The sequence below is a fragment of the Streptomyces sp. 2A115 genome, from assembly GCF_052245575.1.
Taxonomy (GTDB): Bacteria; Actinomycetota; Actinomycetes; order Streptomycetales; family Streptomycetaceae; genus Streptomyces.
The window spans coordinates 1-23,792 of the sequence record NZ_JBQQCG010000128.1 but is presented as its reverse complement, the minus strand read 5'-3'; the positions used below and the strand labels follow the sequence as shown (position 1 = coordinate 23,792).

General features: G+C 66.7%; 21 protein-coding genes. 13 read left to right on the top strand and 8 right to left on the bottom strand.

Annotated elements, in window-relative coordinates; translation table 11 throughout:
* Together ACTWQR_RS52260 and ACTWQR_RS52255 are read left to right on the top strand one after the other, a co-directional pair.
* The coding region (locus ACTWQR_RS52260; protein ID WP_443234416.1) for a thioester reductase domain-containing protein at window positions 1-2,953 on the top strand (2,953 nt) is incomplete at its 5' end.
* Window positions 2,954-3,038: 85 nt separating this feature from the next.
* A complete protein-coding gene (locus ACTWQR_RS52255; protein WP_443234415.1) occupies window positions 3,039-4,208 on the top strand; it encodes an acyl-CoA dehydrogenase family protein in 1,170 nt (389 codons plus the stop codon).
* A gap of 94 nt (window positions 4,209-4,302) precedes the next feature.
* Here ACTWQR_RS52255 and ACTWQR_RS52250 read toward each other — a convergent pair whose 3' ends face one another.
* The 3 genes from ACTWQR_RS52250 to ACTWQR_RS52240 form a co-directional block, all read right to left on the bottom strand.
* Window positions 4,303-4,515, bottom strand: a complete 213-nt coding sequence (locus tag ACTWQR_RS52250; protein WP_443234414.1) for a ferredoxin — start codon at window positions 4,513-4,515, stop codon at window positions 4,303-4,305.
* A 22-nt stretch (window positions 4,516-4,537) separates the two neighbouring features.
* A complete protein-coding gene (locus ACTWQR_RS52245; RefSeq protein WP_443234413.1) occupies window positions 4,538-5,755 on the bottom strand; it encodes a cytochrome P450 in 1,218 nt (405 codons plus the stop codon).
* A gap of 154 nt (window positions 5,756-5,909) precedes the next feature.
* Window positions 5,910-7,355: an FAD-dependent oxidoreductase gene (locus tag ACTWQR_RS52240; RefSeq protein ID WP_443234412.1), complete on the bottom strand. Its 1,446-nt coding sequence runs from the start codon at window positions 7,353-7,355 to the stop codon at window positions 5,910-5,912.
* A gap of 595 nt (window positions 7,356-7,950) precedes the next feature.
* Here ACTWQR_RS52240 and ACTWQR_RS52235 point away from each other — a divergent pair.
* Window positions 7,951-9,129 (top strand): acyl-CoA dehydrogenase family protein, encoded by a 1,179-nt coding sequence (locus tag ACTWQR_RS52235; protein ID WP_443234411.1) that lies wholly within the window; start codon window positions 7,951-7,953, stop codon window positions 9,127-9,129.
* 107 nt (window positions 9,130-9,236) lie between these two features.
* Here ACTWQR_RS52235 and ACTWQR_RS52230 read toward each other — a convergent pair whose 3' ends face one another.
* From ACTWQR_RS52230 to ACTWQR_RS52210, 5 genes are all read right to left on the bottom strand, one after another.
* Window positions 9,237-10,121, bottom strand: coding sequence for a 3-hydroxybutyryl-CoA dehydrogenase (locus tag ACTWQR_RS52230; protein ID WP_443234410.1), 885 nt, complete (start codon window positions 10,119-10,121; stop codon window positions 9,237-9,239).
* Window positions 10,118-11,122: a 3-oxoacyl-ACP synthase III family protein gene (locus ACTWQR_RS52225; protein ID WP_443234409.1), complete on the bottom strand. Its 1,005-nt coding sequence runs from the start codon at window positions 11,120-11,122 to the stop codon at window positions 10,118-10,120. Before ACTWQR_RS52225 ends, ACTWQR_RS52230 begins: the two co-directional genes overlap by 4 nt.
* 1 nt (window position 11,123) lies before the next feature.
* Window positions 11,124-12,449, bottom strand: a complete 1,326-nt coding sequence (gene ccrA, locus ACTWQR_RS52220) for a crotonyl-CoA carboxylase/reductase (RefSeq protein ID WP_443234418.1) — start codon at window positions 12,447-12,449, stop codon at window positions 11,124-11,126.
* Window positions 12,450-12,608: 159 nt separating this feature from the next.
* On the bottom strand, window positions 12,609-13,007 hold the full coding sequence (locus ACTWQR_RS52215) for a YybH family protein (protein WP_443234408.1): 399 nt from the start codon (window positions 13,005-13,007) through the stop codon (window positions 12,609-12,611).
* 49 nt (window positions 13,008-13,056) lie between these two features.
* Complete coding sequence (locus ACTWQR_RS52210; protein WP_443234407.1) at window positions 13,057-13,449, bottom strand: YybH family protein; 393 nt, start codon at window positions 13,447-13,449, stop codon at window positions 13,057-13,059.
* Window positions 13,450-13,775: 326 nt separating this feature from the next.
* Between ACTWQR_RS52210 and ACTWQR_RS52205 the strand changes: the two genes are divergently transcribed.
* From ACTWQR_RS52205 to ACTWQR_RS52160, 10 genes are all read left to right on the top strand, one after another.
* On the top strand, window positions 13,776-14,252 hold the full coding sequence (locus tag ACTWQR_RS52205; protein WP_443234406.1) for a flavin reductase family protein: 477 nt from the start codon (window positions 13,776-13,778) through the stop codon (window positions 14,250-14,252).
* Window positions 14,249-14,794: a hypothetical protein gene (locus tag ACTWQR_RS52200; RefSeq protein WP_443234405.1), complete on the top strand. Its 546-nt coding sequence runs from the start codon at window positions 14,249-14,251 to the stop codon at window positions 14,792-14,794. The genes ACTWQR_RS52205 and ACTWQR_RS52200 overlap by 4 nt, the downstream gene beginning before the upstream one ends.
* 41 nt (window positions 14,795-14,835) lie before the next feature.
* Window positions 14,836-15,600, top strand: a complete 765-nt coding sequence (locus tag ACTWQR_RS52195) for a glucose 1-dehydrogenase (RefSeq protein ID WP_443234404.1) — start codon at window positions 14,836-14,838, stop codon at window positions 15,598-15,600.
* 415 nt (window positions 15,601-16,015) lie between these two features.
* The gene (locus tag ACTWQR_RS52190) at window positions 16,016-17,170 is read left to right on the top strand and encodes a DegT/DnrJ/EryC1/StrS family aminotransferase (protein WP_443234403.1); all 1,155 of its coding nucleotides are present in this window, start codon (window positions 16,016-16,018) and stop codon (window positions 17,168-17,170) included.
* Window positions 17,171-17,200: 30 nt separating this feature from the next.
* Window positions 17,201-17,815: a dTDP-4-dehydrorhamnose 3,5-epimerase family protein gene (locus ACTWQR_RS52185; RefSeq protein WP_443234402.1), complete on the top strand. Its 615-nt coding sequence runs from the start codon at window positions 17,201-17,203 to the stop codon at window positions 17,813-17,815.
* Window positions 17,812-18,879 carry a glucose-1-phosphate thymidylyltransferase gene (locus tag ACTWQR_RS52180; protein ID WP_443234401.1) on the top strand — a complete coding sequence of 356 codons (1,068 nt, stop codon included), beginning with the start codon at window positions 17,812-17,814 and terminating at the stop codon, window positions 18,877-18,879. Before ACTWQR_RS52185 ends, ACTWQR_RS52180 begins: the two co-directional genes overlap by 4 nt.
* Window positions 18,876-19,853: a dTDP-glucose 4,6-dehydratase gene (gene rfbB / locus ACTWQR_RS52175; RefSeq protein ID WP_443234400.1), complete on the top strand. Its 978-nt coding sequence runs from the start codon at window positions 18,876-18,878 to the stop codon at window positions 19,851-19,853. The genes ACTWQR_RS52180 and rfbB overlap by 4 nt, the downstream gene beginning before the upstream one ends.
* A gap of 13 nt (window positions 19,854-19,866) precedes the next feature.
* Window positions 19,867-21,171: a lipopolysaccharide biosynthesis protein RfbH gene (gene rfbH, locus ACTWQR_RS52170; protein WP_443234417.1), complete on the top strand. Its 1,305-nt coding sequence runs from the start codon at window positions 19,867-19,869 to the stop codon at window positions 21,169-21,171.
* Window positions 21,168-22,556: an NDP-hexose 2,3-dehydratase family protein gene (locus tag ACTWQR_RS52165; protein WP_443234399.1), complete on the top strand. Its 1,389-nt coding sequence runs from the start codon at window positions 21,168-21,170 to the stop codon at window positions 22,554-22,556. Before rfbH ends, ACTWQR_RS52165 begins: the two co-directional genes overlap by 4 nt.
* Window positions 22,556-23,509, top strand: coding sequence for a Gfo/Idh/MocA family protein (locus ACTWQR_RS52160; protein WP_443234398.1), 954 nt, complete (start codon window positions 22,556-22,558; stop codon window positions 23,507-23,509). Before ACTWQR_RS52165 ends, ACTWQR_RS52160 begins: the two co-directional genes overlap by 1 nt.
* Window positions 23,510-23,792 lie beyond the last annotated feature (283 nt).

Below are 23,792 nucleotides of genomic sequence, written 5' to 3'. Positions count from 1 at the left end.
CGCGGCCGAACTGGACGTGAGCGGCGCCCGCGACCACGACGCGCTGCCCCACGTGGACTGGCGGCCCCTGGGGCTGCCCGACCACCATGAGGCGCCCTTCTGGGCGCAGTTGGGCACCGGTCCGTTCGACGCCGAGCAGGTGAACGACGTGTCGGCCGCGGGTAAGACGGTGGAGGCCGGGACACCCTTCGAGGCCGTTCTGTCGTGGCACGGGCCGGCCCCGGACGCACTGAACGCACCGGACGGCAGCGTCGTCGACGCGGTGCACGAGGCCACCCACCGCGCCCTCGGGCTCGTCCAGGAGTGGCTGGCCGACGCACGGCTGGAGAACACCCCGCTCGTGGTGGTGACCCGGGGCGCGGTGGCCGTGGGCGACGAGGACGTGACGGACCTCGCCGGGGCCGCCGTCTGGGGACTGCTGCGCTCGGCCCAGTCCGAGTCACCGGGCCGCTTCGTCCTGGTCGACACAGACACAGACACAGACACAAACGCCGACTCCGATTCCGGCACCGGCACTGGCACCGGCGGCGATGACGTCTCCCGCGCGGCCCTGCACGCGCTGGTGCGCTCCGGCCAGGCCCAGGCCGCGATCCGGGGCGGCAGGGTCCTGGTACCGCGGGCGGTCCGCGTCGCGGCCCCCACACAAGGCACCACGCCCAGCGGTACCTGGAACCCCGAGGGCACGGTCCTCGTCACTGGCGGCACCGGAACCCTCGGCGCGCTGTTCGCCCGCCACCTGGTCGCCGAGCACGGAGTGAAGGACCTGCTGCTCACCAGCCGCAGCGGCCTGGCCGCCCCCGGTGGGGGAGAGCTGCGGAACTCCCTCACCGCACTGGGCGCCCGGGTCACCGTCGCCGCCTGTGACACCACCGACCGGGCCGCGCTCGAAGAACTGCTCGCCCGGATTCCCGATGACCGGCCGCTGACCGGCGTGGTGCACGCCGCGGGCGTCCTCGACGACGGGTTGATCACCGCGCAGACCCCCGAGCGGCTGGACGCGGTGTTGCGCCCCAAGGCGGACGCGGCCTGGCACCTGCACGAACTGACACGGCATCTGGACCTATCGGCGTTCGTGCTGTTCTCCTCCCTCGCCGGCGTCATAGGCGGCGCGGGCCAGTCCACGTACGCGGCCGCCAACTCCTTCCTCGACGGCCTCGCCCAGCACCGCAGAGCGCACGGTCTGCCGGCGACCTCGGTGGCCTGGGGTCTGTGGGAGCAACTGAGCGCCATGGCCGCCAACCTCGACGCGGCCGACGTCGACCGCATCGTGCGGGCCGGCTTCCGGCTGGTCTCCTCCGACCAGGGGCCGGGGATGCTGGACACGGCGATGGCCCTCGGCCACCCGGCACTGGTCGGTGTGCCCGTCGACGTCCAAGCGCTCAGGGAGCAGTCCGCCGCGGTGCCGCTGCTCTTCCGGCACCTGGCGCGGACACCGGTACGCCGCGAGGTGCGCGAGTCGGGTCTGAGCGCCGACACGCTCCACGCACTGGTCGCGGGCCTCGACGAGGCCGGGCAGTACCGCGCGGTTCTGGACGTGGTACGCGGCGAAGTGGCCGCGGTGCTGGGGCACTTCGACGCCACGGGCATCCGCGAGGACCAGCCCCTGCCCGAGCTGGGATTCGACTCGCTGACCTCCGTCGAACTGCGCAACAGGCTCGGCGACGTGGTCAGCACCCGACTCCCGGCCAGCCTGGTCTTCGACCACCCCTCACCCGGGGCGCTGGCCGCGCACCTGCTTGCCGAACTGGTGCGGGGGGCGGCCGGCGACCGTGCCCCGCAGGTCGACTTCCGGGAGGAGATCACGCTGGCCGACGACATCCGCCCGGCGGACCGGGTCGTCACCGTGGTGAAGGACCCCGAGGACGCGCTGCTGACCGGTGCCACCGGATTCCTCGGCGCGTTCGTCCTGCGCGACCTGATGCTTACGACCGGCGCAAGGGTGCACTGCCTGGTGCGCGCGGCCGACGAGAGCGAGGCGCTGGAGCGGGTGCGTGCCAACCTCGAGTGGTACCGCATCTGGGACGAGATCGACCAGGACCGGCTGCGTATCGTCGTCGGCGACCTCGCCGCACCCCGGCTCGGCCTGACCGAGGAGCGGTTCGACGCTCTGGCCTACACGGCCGACGTCGTCTACCACCCCGGGGCATCGGTCAACTGGATCCACCCGTACGCGACGGTCAAGGCCGCCAATGTCACCGGCACGGAGGAACTGCTGCGGCTGGCCGCACGGCACCGCACCGTCCCGCTCCACTATGTGTCGACCACCGGCGTCTTCGCGGGTCCGGTGACCAGGGGCGTCCCTCTGGAGGTGACCGACCCGACGGGACCGGGCGAGGCACTACCCAACGGCTACACCCAGAGCAAGTGGGTCACGGAACAGATCATCGGCATCGCCCGCGAGCGCGGCCTGCCGGTGAACGTCTACCGCGTTGACCAGATCGCCGGCGATCAGGTCAACGGCGCTTGCCAGACCCGAGACTTCGTGTGGCTGACCATCAAGGGCATCCTGCAGGCGGGTTCCGCTCCGGAGCGGCTGCCCGGGGTCTTCCGCCTGATGCCGGTGGACTACGCCAGTGCCGCGCTCATCGCCATATCCCGGCGGGCCGAGGCGGCGGGCGGTAGCTTCCATCTCTACAACGACAGTCATGTGGCGCCGGTTGACATCGTGGCGCGCCTGCGTGACCACGGCTATCCACTGGGCGAGCTGGGCCACGGTGCCTGGTTCGACCTCATCGCCTCCCAACCGGACAACTCCGCGTCCCCTCTGCTCGAAGCCGTCGAACTGCTCATTGCGGACAGCGAGTCCTTCTATCCGGCGATGTCCACCACCGAGACGGTGGCAGCACTGGAGGGAAGTGGCATCACCTGCCCGGCCGTTACCGGAGAACTCTTCCGAAAGTACCTCGAATTCTTCGTGGATTCGGGCTACTTCCCCGCTCCGGCACACAGGTGAGAGCAGGTGAGGAATCCGGCGGTTACCGCTTTGTGGGTGCCCGCAGGACATCCTTACGAGGAAACCGAGTAGGAGGCGTACCACCATGACTGACACGGAAATCTCATCGGTTCTGGACGCGGTGAGGGCGGCCGTACCGACGCTCAGGGAGAACGGACAGGACGGTGAGGAGCGGCGTTGGATTTCCGACGAGAACGTCGAACTGCTCGACAAGGCAGGTGTTTTCAGGGCCGCGGTGCCCAAGAAGTTCGGCGGACTTGAGTTGTCCGTCGCCGACCAGGTCGATATTCTGTTCGAGATATCCCGTGGCTGCGGATCGACGGGATGGGTCAGTGAAGGCTGGATCACCGGCGCCTGGATGATCCGTCTCTACCCCGAACGGACTCAGGAAGAGGTCTTCGCGGGAGGCGCAGTGCGCGTCTCAGGGGGCTTCACCCCCTCCGGCACGCTGGTCCGCACCGAGGGCGGATACCTCCTCAACGGCTCCTGGCGGTTCAACACCGGCTGCCGTGGCGCCGACTGGAATCTGACGGCGACCAACCTGCGGCACCCGGACGGTACCGAAGACCAGGTCATGGCTGTCGTGCGGATGTCCGAGCTCGCCACGGCCGACGACTGGCACACCATGGCGGCGGCGGGCACCGGGAGCTCCACCACGACGGCGGTCGACGTCTTCGTCCCCGAGCACCGGGTGATCTCCATGGCCACGGCCCTCACCGCCGGCGGGGGCGGCCCCACCGCCTCCGGCGAGGGGCGGGACTACGGCCTGGTCAGTGTCGTCATGGCGGAATCCACCGCGACCCTGATCGGCATGGCGCAAGGCGCGTTCGAGCTGTTCGTGGAACGGGTGCCGGGCCGGCCGATCTCCTACACCTCCTGGCAGGACCAGAGTCTGCATCCGCTGACCCAGACGCAGGTGGCCACTGCGGCCAGCCAGATCGCGGCGGCTCGCGCCCTGCTCGCCGGAGAGGTGGAGGTGCTGCAGCGGCGCACCGACGCCGGCGAGCAGCTGTCGGTCCAGGAGAAGGCCGCCTTGCGCGGCCACTGCGGCTACGCGGTCCGGCTGGCGAAGGAGGCGACCCAGACGCTGTTCACCGCGAGCGGTGCGTCGGCCATCTCGCGAGCCCTGCCCATCCAGCGCTTCTTCCGAGACGTTCAGGGCATCTCGATGCACGCCGTGATGGCGCCGGACGCGAACATGGAGCTGTACGGGCGCGTCCTGCTCGGGCTCGACCCGGACACTCCATTCCTCTGATCCCCTCGCACACTGAAAGTGGTCCCCAGAACTCGAGGTTCTGGGGACCACTTTCAGTGTGCCTGTGCGGTAAGGCTCCGTACGGAGACACGGATCAGTCCGTGCCGGGCTCCCGCACCACCACGGCTTCGCCCGGGCAGCAGGCGGCGACATCCTGCGCCGACTCGATGGCGTCGGCGTCGGTCAGCTCATGCCGCACAGGTTCACCGAACCCGTCGTCCGCCAGCCGGAACAGCTGTGGGTGCATGGCGGCACATAGCCCGGAACCGATGCACGCACTCTTGTCGACCCGGAGCGTCGTCGTCACCCGGTTCACTCCTTCTGTCATGTCAGCGGGATGTGTCGCCGTGCAGCAGGACCGGGAGCTTTTGGATGCTGCGCACCAGCCACATCTCGTCGTAGCGAATTTCGGTGCTCGGCATCGCCAGCCGCATGTGCGGGAAGCGGCGTACCAATGCCGGGATGGCGACGGTCGCCTCCAGCCGGGCCAGGGCGGCTCCGAGGCAGTTGTGCAGCCCGTGTCCCAGGCCCACATGGCGCGGCCCGGTGCGGGTGATGTCGAGGCGGTCCGCGTCCGGCCAGCGCCGCGGATCACGGTTGGCGGCCGCGATGGCGGCGATCACCGGAGCCCCCGCAGGCAAGGACACGCCGGCGAAGTCCATGTCCTCCTTCGCGAACCGGAAGAAGGCCACGGCCACGCCGCCGTTGAAGCGCAGGAACTCCTCGATCGCCGAGCTCTCAAGGTCGGGACGCTCCACCAGCAGCTCGCGCTGGTCCGGCCTCTCCAGCAGGGATAGGACAGAGGTGGCGATCAGATTCCGCGTGGTGTCCAGACCGGCCATGATCAACACGGCCAGCATGGCGACGAGTTCATCCTCGTCCAGGCGGTCACCCCCGTCACGAGCCTGCACCAGCGCGGAGGTCAGGTCGTCGCCCGGGCTGCGGCGCTTCTCGCGGATGAGGTCCCGGCCGTACTCGGCGATCTCCTCGAACGCCCGCCGTGAGTCGTCCTCGTGGCCGGGGTCGGTGTGGAACGCACGCTCCATCGCGTGCAGCATCTCGTTGTACCGGTCCAGCGGAAAGCCCAGGATGCGGCCCATCAGTTGTGCGGGGATCGCGCCGGCGAAGTCCATGACATCGGGCTCGTCCTGCTTCGCGAGATCGTCCAGGGCCTCCTCGACGATCCGCACGGTCGGCTCTTCCCATTCCGCTATCCGCCGTGGCGTGAAGGTGCTCATGGCCAGCCGGCGCACGCGCGTGTGATCCGGTGGGTCGAGCATGGTGATGATCTGCTCGACCGCGGTCCCCTCGCCGACCTTCATCCCGGCCTCGGTGAACTCCTTGCTGGCCCAGGCGGGACTGGTACTGAAGCGAGCATCCCCCATCAGCTGGTGCACATCGTCGAAGCGCGTCGCGATCCACATGGGAATGTCCCCGACGGGAAACCGGAACTCGTGCATCGGCGAGTTTTCGCGAAGCCAGTTGAACGTCGGGTACGGGTTCTGGTAGTAGTCGTAACCGAATAGTGTGGTGGGCGGTGTCGTCATGGATGACCCTCTCGTCCGGATTGGAAAGAATTCAGAGATGCGATCCAAAGGGAAAACGCAAATGGAGGCTAGGCATCACCGCCCCAACGCACAGTCACGAACTGGTAATCAGGGTGCTGTGCCCACCGGAATGCGGTGTACAGGACCGGAACTCTTACAGACCAAGGGTCTTGACGACCTGTGAGGTGGCGGTGAATCCGGACTCGATGGCGCCGTCGATGAACCCGTGCCAGCCGACCGCGATGTCACTGCTCGCGAACGCTACCTTGCCCCAGGGTTGTTGAACCGCCTTGAGCGGGCCGGTCAGGATGCCGGCTTTCCGTACCGCCCATCCGCCCTTGGAGAACGGATCCTGACCCCAGTGCTGCGCCTTGACCGCCACGACCTCGATACCGGGAACGAATTTCCGCATCTCGCGTTGCAGATCCGCGCGGTTGGACGCGTCGAAGGTCGTGCTGGCCGAGAAACCGATCATGATGTTCCCGTCCGAGCGCGCCTTGAACGGCAGTGCCAGGGCCACAGGGGAGCCGGGCGGCGCCTCCACGTAGAACTGGTCGAGATTCGTTCCCCGAACGTGCATCAGGAACTTCTGGGACGACCGTACGCCCAGTCCGTCGGTGGAGAGCTTGGTGTACTCGGCGGGCAGTCCCGGTGTGAACTTGATGCTGTTCCACAGGTTGACGGGGACGGCGACCACCACGGCCCGCGCGGTGTGGACCTGCCCCGCCCGTGTGGTGACGATCACCTTCGTACCGTCGTCTGCCACGGAGGCGACCGGAGAGTCAAGGCTCAAGCGTGCGGTGGAGTCCTTGAGTATGGCGTTGAGCAGCCCTGTCGAACCCACCTCCGGTCGATAGGTGTTGACTCCGGTGTAGCCGTCGTAGTTCCAGCCCGACAGCGCCCACCACTGGGCCATGGTGGCCAGTCCGATGGTCGTGGGCGAACCGGTCAGTGCGCCGACCGAACCGAGAATCCAGCGCTCCTCATCCGCGGAGTAGCGCATCTGGTCGAGTCGAGCCCGCATCGTGAGCTTGTCACGGTCGCGGACCAGGGCCTCGCGGTACAGCGGTTCGTAGGGCTTCTCGAAGTACTCCCTCGAGCCGTCGAAGAGCGGAGTGAACAGTTCGGACTGGCGCGCATACGCCACTGCCGGGTCGAAGTCGCCGAACCCGGTAGCGGTGGGAAGAATGGCGCGCGTCGGTACGACGTCCGTGGTCAGCTTGATACCGTACCGCTGGATCTCCTTCCACACGTTGGGCTGTCTCTCGTCGACCCAAGTGCCGCCCAGCTCCACCTGCTCACCGGCAAAGGTCGTGGTCCACACGCGGCCGCCGATCCGCTTGCGCCCCTCGAGGATCAGCGTCCTGAGGCCCATGGCCGACAGCTCGCGGGCAGCGGTGACACCTGCGAAGCCGGCTCCAATGACGATCACATCGTTGTCGACGTCTGCGGTGGCGTCGTCCTGGCCCGCGTGGGCCGTACCCAACGCGGTGGCACCGAACGAGGCCGCCAGCGCTGTGGCACCGGCGGTTCTCAGAACGGTCCGGCGAGAAGTGGCATGTTTGGGGCCGGACCTGGGCACGTTGTTTTCGGCGTTCATGATGCCTTCCTTGGAGAGTCTGTCCTGCGACAGCTGTATGGGGTGGCGATCTCAGTGCATGGCGCGGCAGCGGGATTTGGGCGCTCTCCGGGGCGCGGGAATAACGGATGTCATCGCGTCCACTGCTCCGCGCTGTCGAGAATGCATTTACGCCGTCGCGGCAGCGAAGACCAGTCGGATCCGCCTGGTACGGCAGGCCGGTGCCCGGTCTAAGCTCTTCCCCTCGAGTCCAGGGGCGTCATCCGTTTCCCTTCCCCCGTCGGAGCCGGCACCTAATCGTGTCGCGGTGGCGAGAAATGATGAGTGCTGGCTGAGTTCGCACGATTCCGCTGGGTGTGCTGCCCGGAGCAACCTTAGCGGAGGTTGAATTTAGCCACTGGCATTGCGCGGTCACGATGCGGTAATAGGTCGGCAATTACGTGCAGAGGAGTTCTTCCTCCTGCTAATTCCCGGTGGTTCCTCAGGATTTCCGTTCTTCGGGACTGTGTGAGGGTTCCGCGATTACTGGTCCATGACTGCGTGACCTGTTGATGCCTCGTGCTGAGGGAGTACCGTTCCAGCGCACATCGTAAGGAGTAGCCGAGGAGGCAGCACAATGGCCATGAACCACATTAGTTCGGCACCCGTGCTCGATGCGGTGACGGATATCGTCCCGACACTTCGAGGAAACGGACGAGAAGCTGAGGACCGGCGCTGGATTCCGGACGAGAACATTGAACTGCTCGACAAGGCCGGGGTTTTCCGGATGGCCGTGCCGAGCCGATTCGGGGGACTGGATCTCCCGTTGTCCGATCAGTTCGCGGTGCTGGAGGAGATCTCTCGCGGCTGCGGCTCGACAGGCTGGACCGCGGCTGCGTGGGTGTCGACTGCGTGGATGGTCAGCTTGTACCCGGACCGGGCACAGGAGGAGGTGTTCGCGTCGGGGGCGGTCCGCGTGTCGGGCGGTTTCACCCCTGGCGGCACCCTGACCCCCGCCGAGGGCGGCTATCTCCTCAACGGTTCGTGGCGCTTCAACACCGGCTGCCGGGGGGCCGACTGGGATCTCCTTGCAGCACTGCTCGAGAAGCCGGACGGAACGGTGGAGTTGGTCTTCGCCCTGGTTCCGATGGCGGATCTGGAGATCGCCGACGACTGGCATGTCTCGGCGGCCATAGGCACGGGCAGCTCCACGACGACCGCCCGGAACGTCTTCGTGCCTGCGTATCGTGTCGCCGACGGAGAGTCCGCGGTCGAAGGCATGACCGGTGACCGTTGGAACTCCGGCGCGACCGGCCGGAACTACGGTCTCATCGGATTCGTCATGGCCGAGGGTGTGGCCGCGTACATCGGCATGGCGCAGGCGGCGTACGAGTTGTTCCTCGAGCGACTGCCGGGCAGGGCCATCGCCTATACCCATTGGGAGGACCAGAGCCGGCACCCGGTGACACAGATAAACGTGGCGACGGCGGAAAACAAGATCGTGGCAGCCAGGGCACTCGCGGCGCAGGTGGTCGAACTGCTGCAGGGCAAGGCCGACGCGGGTCAGTACCCGACTCCCGAGGATAGGGCCACGATCCACGGACGCTGCGGTTACGCGATCCAGTTGGTCAAGGAAGCGGTCGAGCTGCTGCACTCCGTGAGCGGCGCGTCCGCGCTGGCTCGCAGTGCTCACTTCCAGAGGTTCTACCGGGACCTGCAAGGCCTCTCGCTGCACGGCATGATGACGCCGGGCACCAACCTCGAGGTCCAGGGCCGGGTCATCCTCGGCCTCGACCCGGAGTCTCCTGTCCTGTGAGGCAGCTGATGGCCGGCCGGTGCCCGCCCTGGCGGGGGCACCGGCCGGCCATCGTGTGTGGCTCCTTTTGCCGACCGGCTCCACTGCTTGGAGGCTCCGCCGAGCCGTCACCGGGCGTACGTGTAGAACCCCTGTCCTGTCTTCCGCCCGAGCATGTTGCCCTCGACCATGCGGATCAACAGCGACGGAGGCGCGTACAGAGGCTCCTTGAACTCGTCGTAGAGCGAGTCGGCGATCGATGCCACGACATCGAGCCCGATAAGGTCCGCCAGCTGGAGCGGGCCCATGGGGTGCGAGCAGCCGAGGCGCATGCCCTGGTCGATGACCTCGGCGGAGGCGGACCCGGACTCCACCATGCGGACGGCGGATACCAGATAGGGGATGAGCAGCGCGTTCACCACGAAGCCGGCTCGGTCCGGGGTACGGATCACCTGCTTACCCAGCACGTCGGTCACGAACCGCTCGGCCCGGTCGCTCACGTCCTCGTCCGTCTGCAGGGAACTGGTCAGCTCCACCAGCGGCAGCACCGGCACCGGACTGAAGAAGTGCACGCCGACGACGCGGCCGGCTCTGGAGGTGGAACGGGCCAGGCGCATGATGGGCAGGGACGAGGTGTTGGACGCCAGGATCGCGTCCGGTGCCTCGACGATACGGTCCAGCGCGGCGAACAGGCCGACCTTGGCTGCCTCGTCCTCGTGAATGGCCTCGATGACGAACTGCCGGTCGGCCAGTTCGTCGAGGTGGCACGTCATCGAGATGCGGCCCAGCGCCGCGTCGCGCTCGGCCTCGGTCAACCTCCCCTTGGCCACCGCCCGGCCGAGTGAGGTCTCGATACGCTGCCGGCCCGGTGCGATCGACGTAGGGCGCGAGACTGCGACGGTCACGTTCAGACCCGCCTTCGCACAGACCTCCGCGATCCCGGAGCCCATCAGCCCGCATCCGACTATCCCCACACGTTGGATGTCCGGGGTGCTCTGAGCTGTTGTAGTCATGACGTCACTCCCCAGCGGATGAGGCCGGCGCCGATGGACATGCCGCCGCCGAAGCCGCCGAGCAGCACGAAGTCGCCGTCCTTGAGGTGTCCTTGGCGATGGGCGTCGTCGAGTGTGAGGGCCACGGCTGCGTTGCCTGTGTTTCCGTAGCGCTCGAGGGTGCGGTGTGTGTGCGCGGAGCCGAGACCGGAGAGCTCGACGAGTTGCGACAGCATGACGCCGTTGGGCTGATGCGGCACGAAGTGGTCGATCTGCTCGGGAGTGATGCCCGTGCGCTCGGACAGTGTGCCGAGCAAGGGGGGAAAGTTCTCCAGGACGAAATCCCGTACCCCACGGCCTTCCATCCGAAAGAAGTGACCGCCCTCGGCAAGGGTCTGCGCGGAGGCCGGAAGCCTGCTTCCTCCAGCCTCAACCCTGATCAGATGACGTGCCTCGCCCCGGCTGCTCAGCTCGAAGTCGATGAAGCCGTACGGTTCCCCGACCGCTCCGACCACGGCGGCGCCGGCGCCGTCTGCCATCAGCACAGCGGTACGGCGGTCCGAGAAGTCCAGGATCCGTGAGTAGACGTCGGCGCCCACGACGAGGGCACGGTGGCCGGGGTGCTGGGCAATCAGGGTTCGGGCGATCGCCAGAGCGTAGACGAATCCGCTGCACACGACGTTGACGTCGAAGCAGACCGCCCGATCGGCCTCCAGAGCGTGCTGGACGTGAAAGGACGTGGGCGGCTGGGGCGAGTCCGGGGTCGACGTGGACACGATCAGGAAGTCGATCTGCCGCGCATTCATGCCGGCCGCATCCAGCGCTCGTGCGGCGGCCCGTACGGCAAGGTCCGAAGTAGCCTCGTCGGGGGCGGCGTAACGGCGTACGGAAATCTGTGTCCGTTCCTCGATCCACTCTGTCGTGACACCGACCCGGGCGGCTATCTCCGCGTTGGTGATCTCCTCCTTGGGCACGTAGGAACCGGTGCTCAGAATTCCGATGGACTGCTCTGTTCCCGACACGTCAGACGCTCCGCAGCGGATTCAGCGCAGCGGCACCGATCCTCTCCCGCAGCGCGGGATCGGTGACTCCCAGACCTTCCCTGGGCGCCAGGCAGAGCACCCCGACCTTGCCGGTGTGCTGGTTCGTCTGCACGAGGCGGGCCGCTTCGCCCACGTCGTCGAGGTCGTACACGCGGGAGAGCACCGGAGCCAACTTGCCGAGAGCGACGAGCCGGTTGCATTCCGCCTGCTCCTGGAGGTTCGCGGCGTGGCTGCCCACGATGCGCTTGGAGTTCATCCACAGGTAGCGGTTGTCGTACTCGTGCTGGTAACCGGTGCTCGATCCGCACGTGACCACTGTGCCGCCACGTCGTACGGTGAACACCGAGATACCGAACGTGGCACGGCCTATGTAGTCGAACGCGACACTTGGGTCCTCGCCCACCTCCTGGCGGATGATCCTGCCCAGTCGCTTCCCCTGCTCGATCGTCTCCTGAGGGGTCGTGGCCCCGCCGAGACCGATCTCCGCACGGTTGATGACCACGTCGCAGCCCAGCGACTGGAGCACCTTCGCCTTCTGCTCCGAGCCGACCACGCCGACCGGAATGCCTCCGGCCTGTTTGACGAGCTGCACCGCGAATGCACCGAGTCCACCTGTCGCACCCCAGATCAGCACCACATCGCCCAACTTGATGCGGGCACCCTTGTCACTGATCAGCATCCGGTACGACGTGGCCGCCGTGAGCATCACGCCGGCCGACTCCTCCCAGGTCAAATGGCCTGGCTTGGGCAGCAGTTGGCTGGCCTTGACGACGGTGTAGTGGGCCAGCCCGCCGAAGTTGGTCTCGTAGCCCCAGATGCGCTGTTCGGCGCCGAGCATGGCGTCCGCGTGGGTGGCCGGCTCGGACTCGTCGACCTGGACGCAACTGAGGACGACATGGTCTCCAGCCTGCCAGCGCCGTACGCCGGCGCCCGCGCGGACTACCACCCCGGCACCGTCGGATCCGATGACCTGGTAGGGAAGGTGGTGCCTGGCGGCATAGCCGCCCTGGCGCCCGAAGCGCTCGAGGAACTTGAAGGTCGGGACCGGCTCGAACGTGGCGGACCAGACGGTGTTGTAGTTGATGGCGCTCGCCATCACCGCGACCAGCACCTCGTCCGGGGCCAGTTCCGGCATCGGGACCTGCCCGACACGGATGGACCTACGTACGTCCTTGTCGTCGGACCCGGCGAAGAGACCGGTGTCCTCGGCTCGCAGATGAGCGGCGGTGTAGTACTCCGGCACCTCCTCCCGCTCCAGAGCCTCTGCGGACGCGCCCGAGAGCAACGCCTCAGTCAAAGAATCCATCATGCTCCAGTCTCGTGAAATCTCGGGTGCGCGTATCACCCGTCCGTTGTGCCATAGCTGACCGACCTGGGACGAGCAGGGCCCTGCGCCGGGTCAAAGACACCGGCGCAGGGTGTGAATTCCCGTCGTGAAGAGGCCTCGGCCCTCGCTGTGTGGTGGTTACGCGGCTGGCTCGTCCGCGACCGGGCGGTCGATCGCCATAATCCACTTGCCGTTCTCGTCGCGAACGAGAACGTCGGTGCAGGTGCCGTCGATCTTCGCCGGAGTGCCGTCCTCGCCGGTGATTTCGAGATGGAACTCCACGATCAGCAGCGAGGTGTCGCCCGTGCGATAGGTCTGCTGGACCTTGGAATTCAGCCTCGGGTTGGTGGCGAGAAACTCGGTGATGGCTTTCTTGCGCTCAGCGCCGTTGAGCGGCTTTCCGCTGAGGTTCGAGATCGCGTCGTCGCGGTACAGCTGGTCGAAGATGGTGCCGTCACCTGAATTGAATGCGGCGACGAAGACGTCGTTCTGCTGATCCGGGTCATCGGTGAGGGTCAGATCAAGAGCCTTACTCATAGCGGAAGCTCCTCCATTCATTTGTCGTATGCCAGAACCTGGCGGGACGTCAGATGTCTTTGCCGTGCGGGTTGTCGATGGCGAAGCGCCACTTGCCGTCGCCACCACGGCGCAGCACGTCGAGTCCGATGCCCTTGTGGTGCTCGGGCCCGCCCGGCGCCGCGGTGACCTCGATGGCCCAGTCGACGACCAGCAGGGCGGTATCGCCGGTCACATAGGACTCGAGAATCGTGGTCTTCATGACCGGCTTCTGAGCGAGGAACGCCGCCAGACCGTCTCTGCGCTCCTGGCCGCCGACGGGCTTCCCCTTCTCCCATACGGAGACCGCGTCATCGGTGTACAGCAGGTCGACGGCAGCGGCATCACCCGAGTTGAATGCCTCGACATAGTGCTCGGCGTGCTCGATGACTCCCTGGACGAGCTCGTCAGTGGTACTGGCCATGGAGAAACCACTCCCATTCTCTTGGATCGGGCTCTCGTCGCCCGGTTGGCCCGGGCCGAGGCGTGGAACTGTGCAAGCTTCCGTGCAAGTTTGGGCCGTGCTTCCCACCCCCCGGTCATCGTCAGGCAATGCGGTACTCGTGACCGCACCTCCGCGCGCCGCCCCCGCTGTCGGAAAGAGCTCTGACTGCACAGGCAGTTACCCCATGATGGGCGCCCGAAGAATTGCCTGCCTTATGTTTTTCGCATGCGTCTCTCGAAGGGTCCGGTATGAGGTCTGTATCAGCTGAGGAAACCGTCGATCGAATCCCGACGTCTCCGTCTTCGATGCGCGAGGTGATGTCGCGCTTCGCGACCGGTGTCATCGTGTTGAGCGTTGGCGGTGAGCGAATCCATGGGATGACCGCAAATGCGTTCAACTCCGTGTCACTCCAACCGGCGACGGTGCTCTGCTGCGTATCGCATGATGCGGTCATGCATGGCGCGGTTATGGCGTCGCGCACCTTCGGGATTTCCGTCCTGAGTGCCGATCAGGAACATCTGGCACGTCATTTCGCCGACAAGAACAGGCCGCTGGGGCCGGAGCAGTTCAGCGGGCTCGACTGGCGGCCCGGACCGGTCACTCAAGCCCCGTTGCTGCACGGTGCGTCAGCGTGGCTCGAGTGCGAACTGGCGGAGACCCACGACTCCGGCGACCACTCCATATTCATCGGCGGTGTGGTGAACTTCGGCAGCTCGTCCGACTCCTCCGGGCTGCTGTTCTTCCATGGCGGGTTCCAGCAGATCAGGGCTGACCACCGATGACCCGCCACGACATGGTCACCAGAGCCGGAGCAGAAGGACCGGCGGATTTCTGGGAAGCGGTCGCCGGGCGCGAGTTCGCCGCGGCACTGAACGAAGGCCTGACCAGGTCGGCAGCACGAAGGTTGCACGCACAGGCCGGATCGATCCCGGTCGGCCAGGAGCGGACCGACCCGTTCGAGGCCGCCGTGATCGCGTCGTATGTGGCTGCTCTGCCGGCAGCGCTGTACCCGCGGGAACGACGGGATCCGGCCCTGCGGTCAGCCCTGTTGCGCCGTGGCCGCCAGGTCATGGCGGAGGCCCTGGCCCTCGTCGGCCATTCCGGGGGTCCACGGGCGCATCGTGAGATGACGGCGCTCCTGCCCGAACACGAGACCGTGGTCGTCACTCTGCTCATGGAGTGTGTGGCGCTGGTGGTGCTCGAGGGCCGTTCGCTTGAGGGCGCCTTGCCCGAACCCGCCGATCTCGTCAGGGCTTTGGGGTGCTGTGCGCGTGCCCGCCCCGCCCCTTTCCGTGACCCGGCCGGCAGTCCAGGCCCGAACTGAGGAGGATTGTCATTACTGGGACCAGTCTGCAGACTTCCCCTATGACTAGTGACCTTCTGATGGGAAAAGTCGTCCTGATCACGGGGGCGAGCAGCGGTATCGGTGCCGCGGCGGCGAAGGTGTTCACCGAGGAGGGTGCGGCAGTGGTCCTGGTGGCCCGCCGGGAGGAGCGACTGGCCGCCCTGGTAGGTGAGCTGCAGGACAAGGGAGCCCGCGCGGTCTACACGGTCGGCGATCTCACCGTGGCGGCGGACGCGGCTCGAGCGGTGGAGTTCGCGGTGGCAACCTACGGCCGTCTGGACTCGGCCTTCAACAACGCGGGGGTGGGCGGCGACCGCACGCCGATGCATCTGATGACGGACGACGTCTACGACGCCATCATGGAAGCCAACGTGCGCAGTGTATGGAACTGCCTTCGGTACGAGATAGCCGCGATGCTGTCGAACGGCGGGGGGACCATCGTCAACAACAGCAGTGTGGGAGGCCTCGTGGCGATTCCCGCGGCAGCCCCGTACGTGGCGTCCAAGCACGCGGTCATCGGTCTCACCCGGGCCGCCGCGGACGAATACGCTCAGCAGCGCATCAGGGTGAATGCGGTCGCGCCTGGCACCACACGCAGTGAGATCACCGACGACTGGCTCGGACGCAATCCCGGTCTGAAAGGGCTGGTCAACGCTATGACGCCGCAGGGCCGGATCGCCGAACCGGAGGAGGTCGCGGCGGCCGCAGCCTGGCTGCTGAGTGACCGCAGCCCCTTCCTGACGGGTGCAGTACTGCCCGTGGACGGAGGCTTCCTCAACCAGTGACGCGTCGCGGGGGCCGGATAACGCACCCTTGAGTACGTACGACATGACAGATTGACAGGCCCGCCCTGTGATCGTCCGAGCGACCGGACTCGATCACCCAGTGGCGGGTCTTCGTCATACTCGGGCACGCCCCCAGTTATCGTCGGACGTTTCCCAAGAGCGCGTGATTACCATGCCGTTACTCGGAATCCGATTGCGGGGTGTAGGTTCCTCGGTGCCACTTGAGATGGCCCCGTGGCGATATCATCGAATTCCGTTTCGGTATTCCCCTTCGGCTCGTCGGGATCAATGGTGCCGAGTTGACGAGAATTCACCGGTGGGTTGGCCGGCCTTACGCGAAATGCGGCTGTTTTGCATTTCTGCCCACCATCTGCCTTCGCGACGGCTCACGCACGTATTTTCCGATCGGAGCATCATGATGATCAACGTCTTCCAGCCCAGCCTGGGCGCCGAGGAGCTCAGTGCTGTCTCCGAGGTGTTCGAGAGCAACTGGCTGGGGCACGGGCCTCGAACCAAGGAGTTCGAGGCCCAGTTCGCCGCGCACCTTGATGTGGCGCCAGAGAATACGATCTTCATCAGCTCGGCCACCGCCGGCCTGTTCCTGACCACCGAACTCCTTGGTCTCGGGCCGGACGACGACGTGGTGCTCCCCGCCGTGAGCTTTGTCGCCGCCGGCAACGCCGTGGCGGCCACGGGGGCCCGGCCGGTCTTCTGCGACGTGGACACCCACACGCTCAACCCGACCGCCGCGCACGTGGAGCGTGCGCTGACGCCCAGGACGAAGGCGGTCCTGCTGCTGCACTACGGCGGGCACCCCGGTGACATCGCCGCCATCGCCAACCTGTGCCGTACGCGCGATGTACGGCTGATCGAGGACGCCGCGTGCGCCGTAGCCTCCGGCGTGGACGGGAAGAAAGCCGGCACCTTCGGCGACGTGGCGATGTGGAGCTTCGACTCCATGAAGGTCCTCGTCACGGGGGACGGCGGCATGCTCTATGTACGGGACGCCGAACTCGCCCGCAGGGCACGCCGACTCGCCTACCACGGCCTCGAGCAGTCCAGCGGCTTCGCGGCGGCGAAGGTGTCCCACCGGTGGTGGGAGCTGAACGTTCAGGACTTCGGTCGCCGGATCATCGGCAATGATCTGACAGCGGCGATAGGCAGCGTACAACTGCGCAGGCTCCCGGAGTTCGTCGAGCGACGCCGGGCGGTCGCCGAGCAGTACGACCGGTTGCTTGCCGACGCCGACGGCATCCGGCTGCCTCCCGCGCTGCCCGCCGGGCACACCGGAACGTACTACTTCTACTGGGTGCAGCTGGATGCGGCGGTCCGCGACCAGGTGGCCGCGGATCTCCTTGAGAAGGGCATCTACACCACCTTCCGGTACCCACCGCTGCACAAGGTGCCCGCCTACCGCGGAGGCGGCGCGGTGCTCCCCAATACGGACACCGCGTCGAGCACCACGCTGCTGCTGCCTCTGCACCAGGGCCTCGACGACGCCGAGGTGCGGACCGTAGCGGACGAACTTCGCAAGGCGGTCGAGCACCGAGGTGCCGGTACGAGGGCCTGACGGGTCGCGAGAAGGAGAGGCGGCCTGTCCGTGCGTATCGCCGAAACCGCAGTCCCCGGGGCGTATGTCATCACGCCTGCCCCACACACCGATGAGCGCGGGAACTTCTTCGAGGGGCTTCGAGCCGATCGGCTCGAAGAACTACTGGGGCATCCTTTCGTTCCCAGACAGATCAATTACTCCTCGTCGCGCCGCAACACCTTGCGCGGCATACATGGCGTGGCCATACCACCAGGGCAGGCCAAGTACGTCACCTGCGTCCGCGGCGCACTGCGCGACGTCATTGTGGACTTGAGGGTCGGCTCACCCGCCTTCGGCGCATATGAGACCAACGTGCTCGACGCCGGGTCGGGCCGATCCGTCTACATCCCCGAGGGCGTGGGGCACGGATTCCTCACCCTCGTCGACGACACGAGTATCTGCTACGTCCTGTCGAGCGAACATGTACCCGGAACTCAGATCGACATCAATCCTCTGGACCCCGATCTCGCTCTCCCCTGGGGCTTCAGTGAAACTCCGCTGATGTCCCCCAAGGACGCGACGGCTCCCGGTGTTCTCGAAGCCAAATCCGCGGGAATTCTGGCCTCTTGGCAGGAAGCGACCCGAGGCACACACTCCATTGCTGCAAGGAAGGCGCTGCCATGAAGGCTCTAGTGCTGTCGGGTGGGGCGGGTACCCGCCTCCGCCCTTTCAGCTATTCGATGCCAAAACAACTCATTCCGATCATGAACAAACCAGTGCTGGTCTACGCCCTGGAGAACATCGTCGAACTGGGGGTCACCGACATCGCCGTGATCGTCGGCGACTGGGCTCCGGCGATCGAGGAGGCCCTTGGTGACGGCTCCAGCCTCGGCGCGCGGATCACCTACATCCAGCAGGACAAGCCGCTGGGTCTGGCCCACTGCGTGGAACTGGCCCGCCCGTTCCTCGGCGACGACGACTTCGTCATGTACCTCGGCGACAACATGCTCCCGCAGGGCATCGGGGAGATCGCGGAGGAGTTCCGCGTGCAGCGGCCGGCCGCCCAGGTCGTGGTGTGCAAGGTGCCCGACCCGCGGGCGTTCGGGGTCGCCGAACTGGACGCGGACGGCGCCGTCACAGCGCTGGTGGAGAAGCCTCAGCAGCCGCGGAGCGATCTCGCCCTGATCGGCGTGTACTTCTTCACCTCCGCCATTCACGAATCGGTCGCCGCCATCGAGCCCAGCGCCCGGGGCGAGCTGGAGATCACCGACGCGATCCAGTGGTTGGTCACCCAGGGAGCGGACGTCCGGGCAGGAGAGTACGACGGCTACTGGAAGGACACCGGGCAGGCGGACGACGTCCTGGAGTGCAACCGGCGGCTCCTCGGGGAGCTGGCCACACGTATCGACGGAGACGTCGACGGTACAAGCGAACTAATCGGCCCCGTGGTCATCGAGCCCGGAGCACGGGTGGTGCGCTCACGCATCGTCGGCCCGGTGATCATTGGCGCGGGCACCCTCGTCGAGGACAGCAGGATCGGTCCGGACGCCTCCATAGGCAGCGACTGCGTTCTGCGGGCCACCCAACTGGCCGACTCCATCGTCATGGCAGGCGCGTCGATCACACAGGTTCCCGGCCTGCACGGCTCCCTCATCGGCCGTTCCGCCAGGGTCGGGCCGAGTGACCACGCGGAAGCCCATCACCGGCTCATGGTCGGCGACCACACCCGTGTCGAGGTGGCCGCATGAGGATCCTGGTCACCGGCGGCGCCGGCTTCATCGGATCGCACTACGTCCGTACCATGCTGGCCGGGGGTTATCCGGGATACGAGCAGGCCCGGGTCACGGTGCTGGACAAACTCACCTACGCGGGCAACCGGGACAACGTTCCGCTCGGACACCCGCTGCTCGAGCTCGTCGAGGGCGACGTCTGCGACCGGGACTTGCTCCGAGAGTTGCTTCCCGGCCACGACGCGGTCGTCCACTTCGCCGCCGAGTCGCACGTCGACCGTTCCCTGGCATCTGCCGACGCCTTCATACGTACGAACGTCCAGGGCACCCAGGTCCTTCTGGACGCGTGCGTGGCGGCGGGCGTGGCACGAGTGGTGCACGTCTCCACCGACGAGGTGTACGGGTCCATTCCCGAAGGCTCCTGGACCGAGGAGTGGCCACTGCTGCCCAACTCCCCGTACGCCGCGTCGAAGGCTGCCTCCGACCTGATAGCCCGGGCCTACTGGCGCACCCACGGACTCGATCTGTCGATCACCCGCTGCTCCAACAACTTCGGCCCTCATCAGCATCCGGAAAAGCTCATCCCGCTGTTCATCACCAACTTGCTGGAGGGCGAGCAGGTCCCGCTGTACGGTGACGGCCTCAACGTCCGGGAATGGCTGCACGTCGACGACCACTCGCGGGCAATCCAACTGGTCCTCACCCGGGGCCGAGCGGGCGAGATTTACAACGTCGGCGGCGGGAACGAGCAGACGAACCTCGCCGTCACCGAGAGGCTGCTGGAGCTGTGCGGCGCGGACCACGCCCGGATCCGCCGTGTCGCGGACCGCAAGGGCCACGACCTGCGCTACTCGCTCGACGAGACCAAGATCCGCGAAGAGCTGGGTTACACCCCGCGGATCGAATTCGGCCAGGGACTGGCCGACACCGTCGCCTGGTACCGCGACAACGTGCACTGGTGGAAGGCATCCAAGGAGCAGGCCCGTGGGTAAGAAGGCAGAACCGATGAGCGAGCACAAGGCGCTGGTCCTGGACGAGGTCCGCAAGTACCACCTGGACCAGCGGTCCGACGGACGATTCGTGCCGGGAGTCACCGAGATCTGGCCCTCCGGTGCTGTCCTCGACGCCGACGACAGGGTGGCACTGGTCGAGGCCGCGCTGGACATGCGGATCGCGGCCGGCCCGAGCTCACGGAAGTTCGAGTCGGCCTTCGCCCGCCGGCTCAAGCGGCGCAAGGCGCACCTGACCAATTCCGGCTCCTCGGCCAACCTGCTGGCGCTCTCCGCCTACACCTCGCACCTCTTCGAGGACCGGAGGCTGCAGCCGGGGGACGAGGTGATCACCGTGGCGGCGGGCTTCCCCACCACAGTGAACCCGATCGTGCAGAACGGCCTGGTCCCGGTCTTCGTCGATGTGGAACTGGGAACGTACAACACCACAGCGGACAGGGTGGCCGAGGCCATCGGCCCGAAGACCCGCGCGATCATGATCGCCCATGCTCTCGGCAACCCGTTCGAGGCAGCCGAGATCGCCCAGCTTGCCAAGGACCGCGGGTTGTACTTCGTCGAGGACAACTGTGACGGCGTGGGGTCCACCTACAAGGGGCAGCTCACGGGAACCTTCGGTGATGTGACGACGGTCAGTTTCTACCCCGCCCACCACCTCACGATGGGCGAAGGCGGATGCGTACTGACCTCCGACCTCAAGCTCGCGCGGATCGTGGAGTCGATGCGCGACTGGGGCCGGGACTGCTGGTGCGAGCCGGGCAAGAACAACACCTGCCTCAAGCGCTTCCAGTACCAGATGGGCACGCTCCCGGAGGGCTACGACCATAAGTACATCTTCTCGCACGTCGGCTACAACCTGAAGGCGACCGACCTCCAAGCGGCCCTGGGACTGACCCAGCTGGACAAGCTCGACGGGTTCATCGAGGCGCGCAAGCGCAACTGGTGGCGGCTGAGAGAAGGGCTGGACGGTCTGCCCCACCTGCTGCTGCCCGAGGCAACGCCTGGCAGTGATCCCAGCTGGTTCGGGTTCGTGATCACGGTAGACGGCGAAGCGCCGTTCAGCCGAGCCGAGTTGGTGCACCATCTCGAGGAGCGGAAGATCGGCACCCGTCGGCTGTTCGCGGGCAACCTCACCCGGCACCCCGCCTACATCGGCCGGCCGCACCGTGTCGTCGGTGACCTTGCCAACTCCGACGTCATCACCGGCCAGACCTTCTGGGTGGGGGTGTATCCGGGGCTCACCGACGAGATGCTCGACTACGTGATTGCCACGGTGAAGGAGTTTGTGGGGGCGCGCGGATGAGCACGAATACAGCGGCGCTGCGCCCACGCGAGGACACGGGCCTTGCGCACCGCTTCGCCCGCTCGGCGGGCTCCACCGGGGCCGGTGCCCAACTGCGTACGGACGACTTCTCCGGCTGGCTCCGGGACCGGAAGCGAGCCCATCGCTTCCGCGTGGAGCGCATTCCCTTCGCGGAGCTGGACGGCTGGTCTTTCAAAGCGAACACCGGCAACCTGACCCACCGCAGCGGGAAGTTCTTCACCGTCGAGGGATTGTCCGCCCACACCGGCACTGGATTGGTGCCGCAGTGGCAGCAACCGATCATCAGGCAGCCCGAAGTCGGCATCCTGGGCATCCTGGCCAAGGAGTTCGACGGGGTACTGCACTTCCTGATGCAGGCCAAGATGGAGCCGGGAAACCCCAATCTGCTGCAGCTGTCCCCGACGGTGCAGGCCACGCGCAGCAACTACACCAAGGTGCACCGGGGCGCGGACGTCAAGTACATCGGCTACTTCGTACACCCCGGCCGCGGCCGGGTGCTCGCCGACGTGCTGCAGTCCGAGCACGGCTCCTGGTTCTTCCGCAAGTCCAACCGCAACATGATCGTCGAAACGGACGAGGACGTCCCGCTCGACGAGGACTTCTGTTGGCTGACCCTTGGACAGATCGGTGAACTCCTGCGTCGTGACAACGTGGTGAACATGGACGCGAGAACTGTCCTGGCCTGTGCCCCTACCGCGTACACGGAGGCAGACGCGCTCTCCTCTGACACCCAACTGCGGTCCTGGTTCACCGCCGAGCGCTCTGGACACGACGTGCGCGCGGAGCTCATGCCGCTGGCACAGGTCGCCGACTGGGTGCGCGACGAGTCGGTGATCGAACATGTCCAAGGCCGCTACTTCCGCGTGGTGGCGGTCTCGGTCGAGGCTGACAACCGGGAAGTGGGCGGCTGGAGCCAGCCGTTGTTCGAGCCGTCCGGGATCGGAGTCGCCGCCTTCGTGACCCGCCGCATCGGCGGAGTACCGCATCTGCTGGCACACGCCAAGCTGGAGGGCGGCTTCCTCGACACGGTCGAGCTGGCTCCGACCATTCAGTGCACACCCTCCAATTACGCGCACAGAATGGGACCCGACCGTCCCTCCTTCCTCGACCTCGTCCTGTCCGCGGATCCTTCCCGCATCCGCTACGAGGCCTTGCATTCGGAGGAGGGCGGCCGCTTCCTCAAGGCAGAGAGCCGCTATCTGTTTGTGGAGGCGGACGAGAGCGAGGCGCCCCTCGTCCCACCGCCCGGCTACGCCTGGGTCACACCCGGCCAGCTGCATTCCCTCACGCAACACAGCCACTACGTCAATGTGCAGGCCCGTACGCTGCTGGCGGTGCTCAACACCGGTGCGGTGACCATCTGATGGAGCCGGTGCGCATCGCCGTCCTCGGGACTGCCGACTTCGCCCGACGACGGATGTTGCCGGGATTCGCCGCCTCCGCCCTCACCACGGTGATCGCCGTGGCCAGCCGTGACAAGGACAAGGCGAAGTCACTGGCCCGCGAGTACGGCTGCCGCGCGATGCACGGCTACGCCGCAGCATTGGCGGACGACGAGGTCGAGGCCGTATACGTGCCGTTGCCCGCGGCCCTGCACGCCGAGTGGGTGAGAGCTGCGCTGCTCGCGGGCAAGCATGTGCTGGCGGAGAAGCCGCTCGCCATGAAGCGGGACGAGACGGCCGAACTACTGGCCCTCGCGGGGTCCCAGGGGCTCGCCCTGGTGGAGAACGTACTGTTCGTGCACCACGTTCAGCATGCTCAGGCACGGAAACTGGTGGAGTCCGGCGCGATCGGCCGGCTCCAGCACTTCGAGGCAGCCTTCGCCGTCCCCCGGCTGTCTCCCACTGATATCCGCTACCGGCCGGCACTGGGCGGTGGAGCCCTGTGGGACACGGGCGTCTATCCGGTCCGCGCGGCGCTGCTCGCCCTTGGCCATGAGCTGCGGGTTGTCGGCGCCACGGCGGCCCGGGGCCCGCAGGACGAGGTGGACACGGCTGGCACCGCACTGCTGTCGACCCCCGACGGCCTGTCCGCCCAACTGGTCTACGGCCTAGATCATGCCTATCGGAACGTCTACACGTTCTGGGGTAGCACGGGCCGGCTCACCGTCCCACGTGCTTTCACCCCACCTTCCGGCCACACTCCCGTGCTGCGTCTCGAACGGCGCGGTGGGGTCGAGGAGATAACGCTCCGCCCTGTGGACCAGGTGTCCGCGGCTGTGGACGCCTTCGCTGTCGCTGTACGCACGGGCCTGGCACCGCACGAAGACATGCTGTGCCAGGCAGGACTGCTCGACGAGATACAGCGCCGCGTATAGCGCTCGCCCGACGAATGGATTTGCCCCCTGACCGGAGTCAGGGGGCAAATCCATTCGTCGGGCAAGCGGCGCGCTCCTTGGGCCGCCGAGGCCCGGCTGGGCTGGTGGGGGGAACGTCCGCCTGGTGGTGGCCACAGCCGATCCCACACCAATACGCACCTGACCAAGCCCTACTAGGGCCTGTGTGACGTCGTGATCAATCTTGCCGATCCTGATACCTCTGGAAGGCGGATCCGGTAGGAAGATGACCGTGACGCGCAGGCAACTCACCGACGGGCAGTGG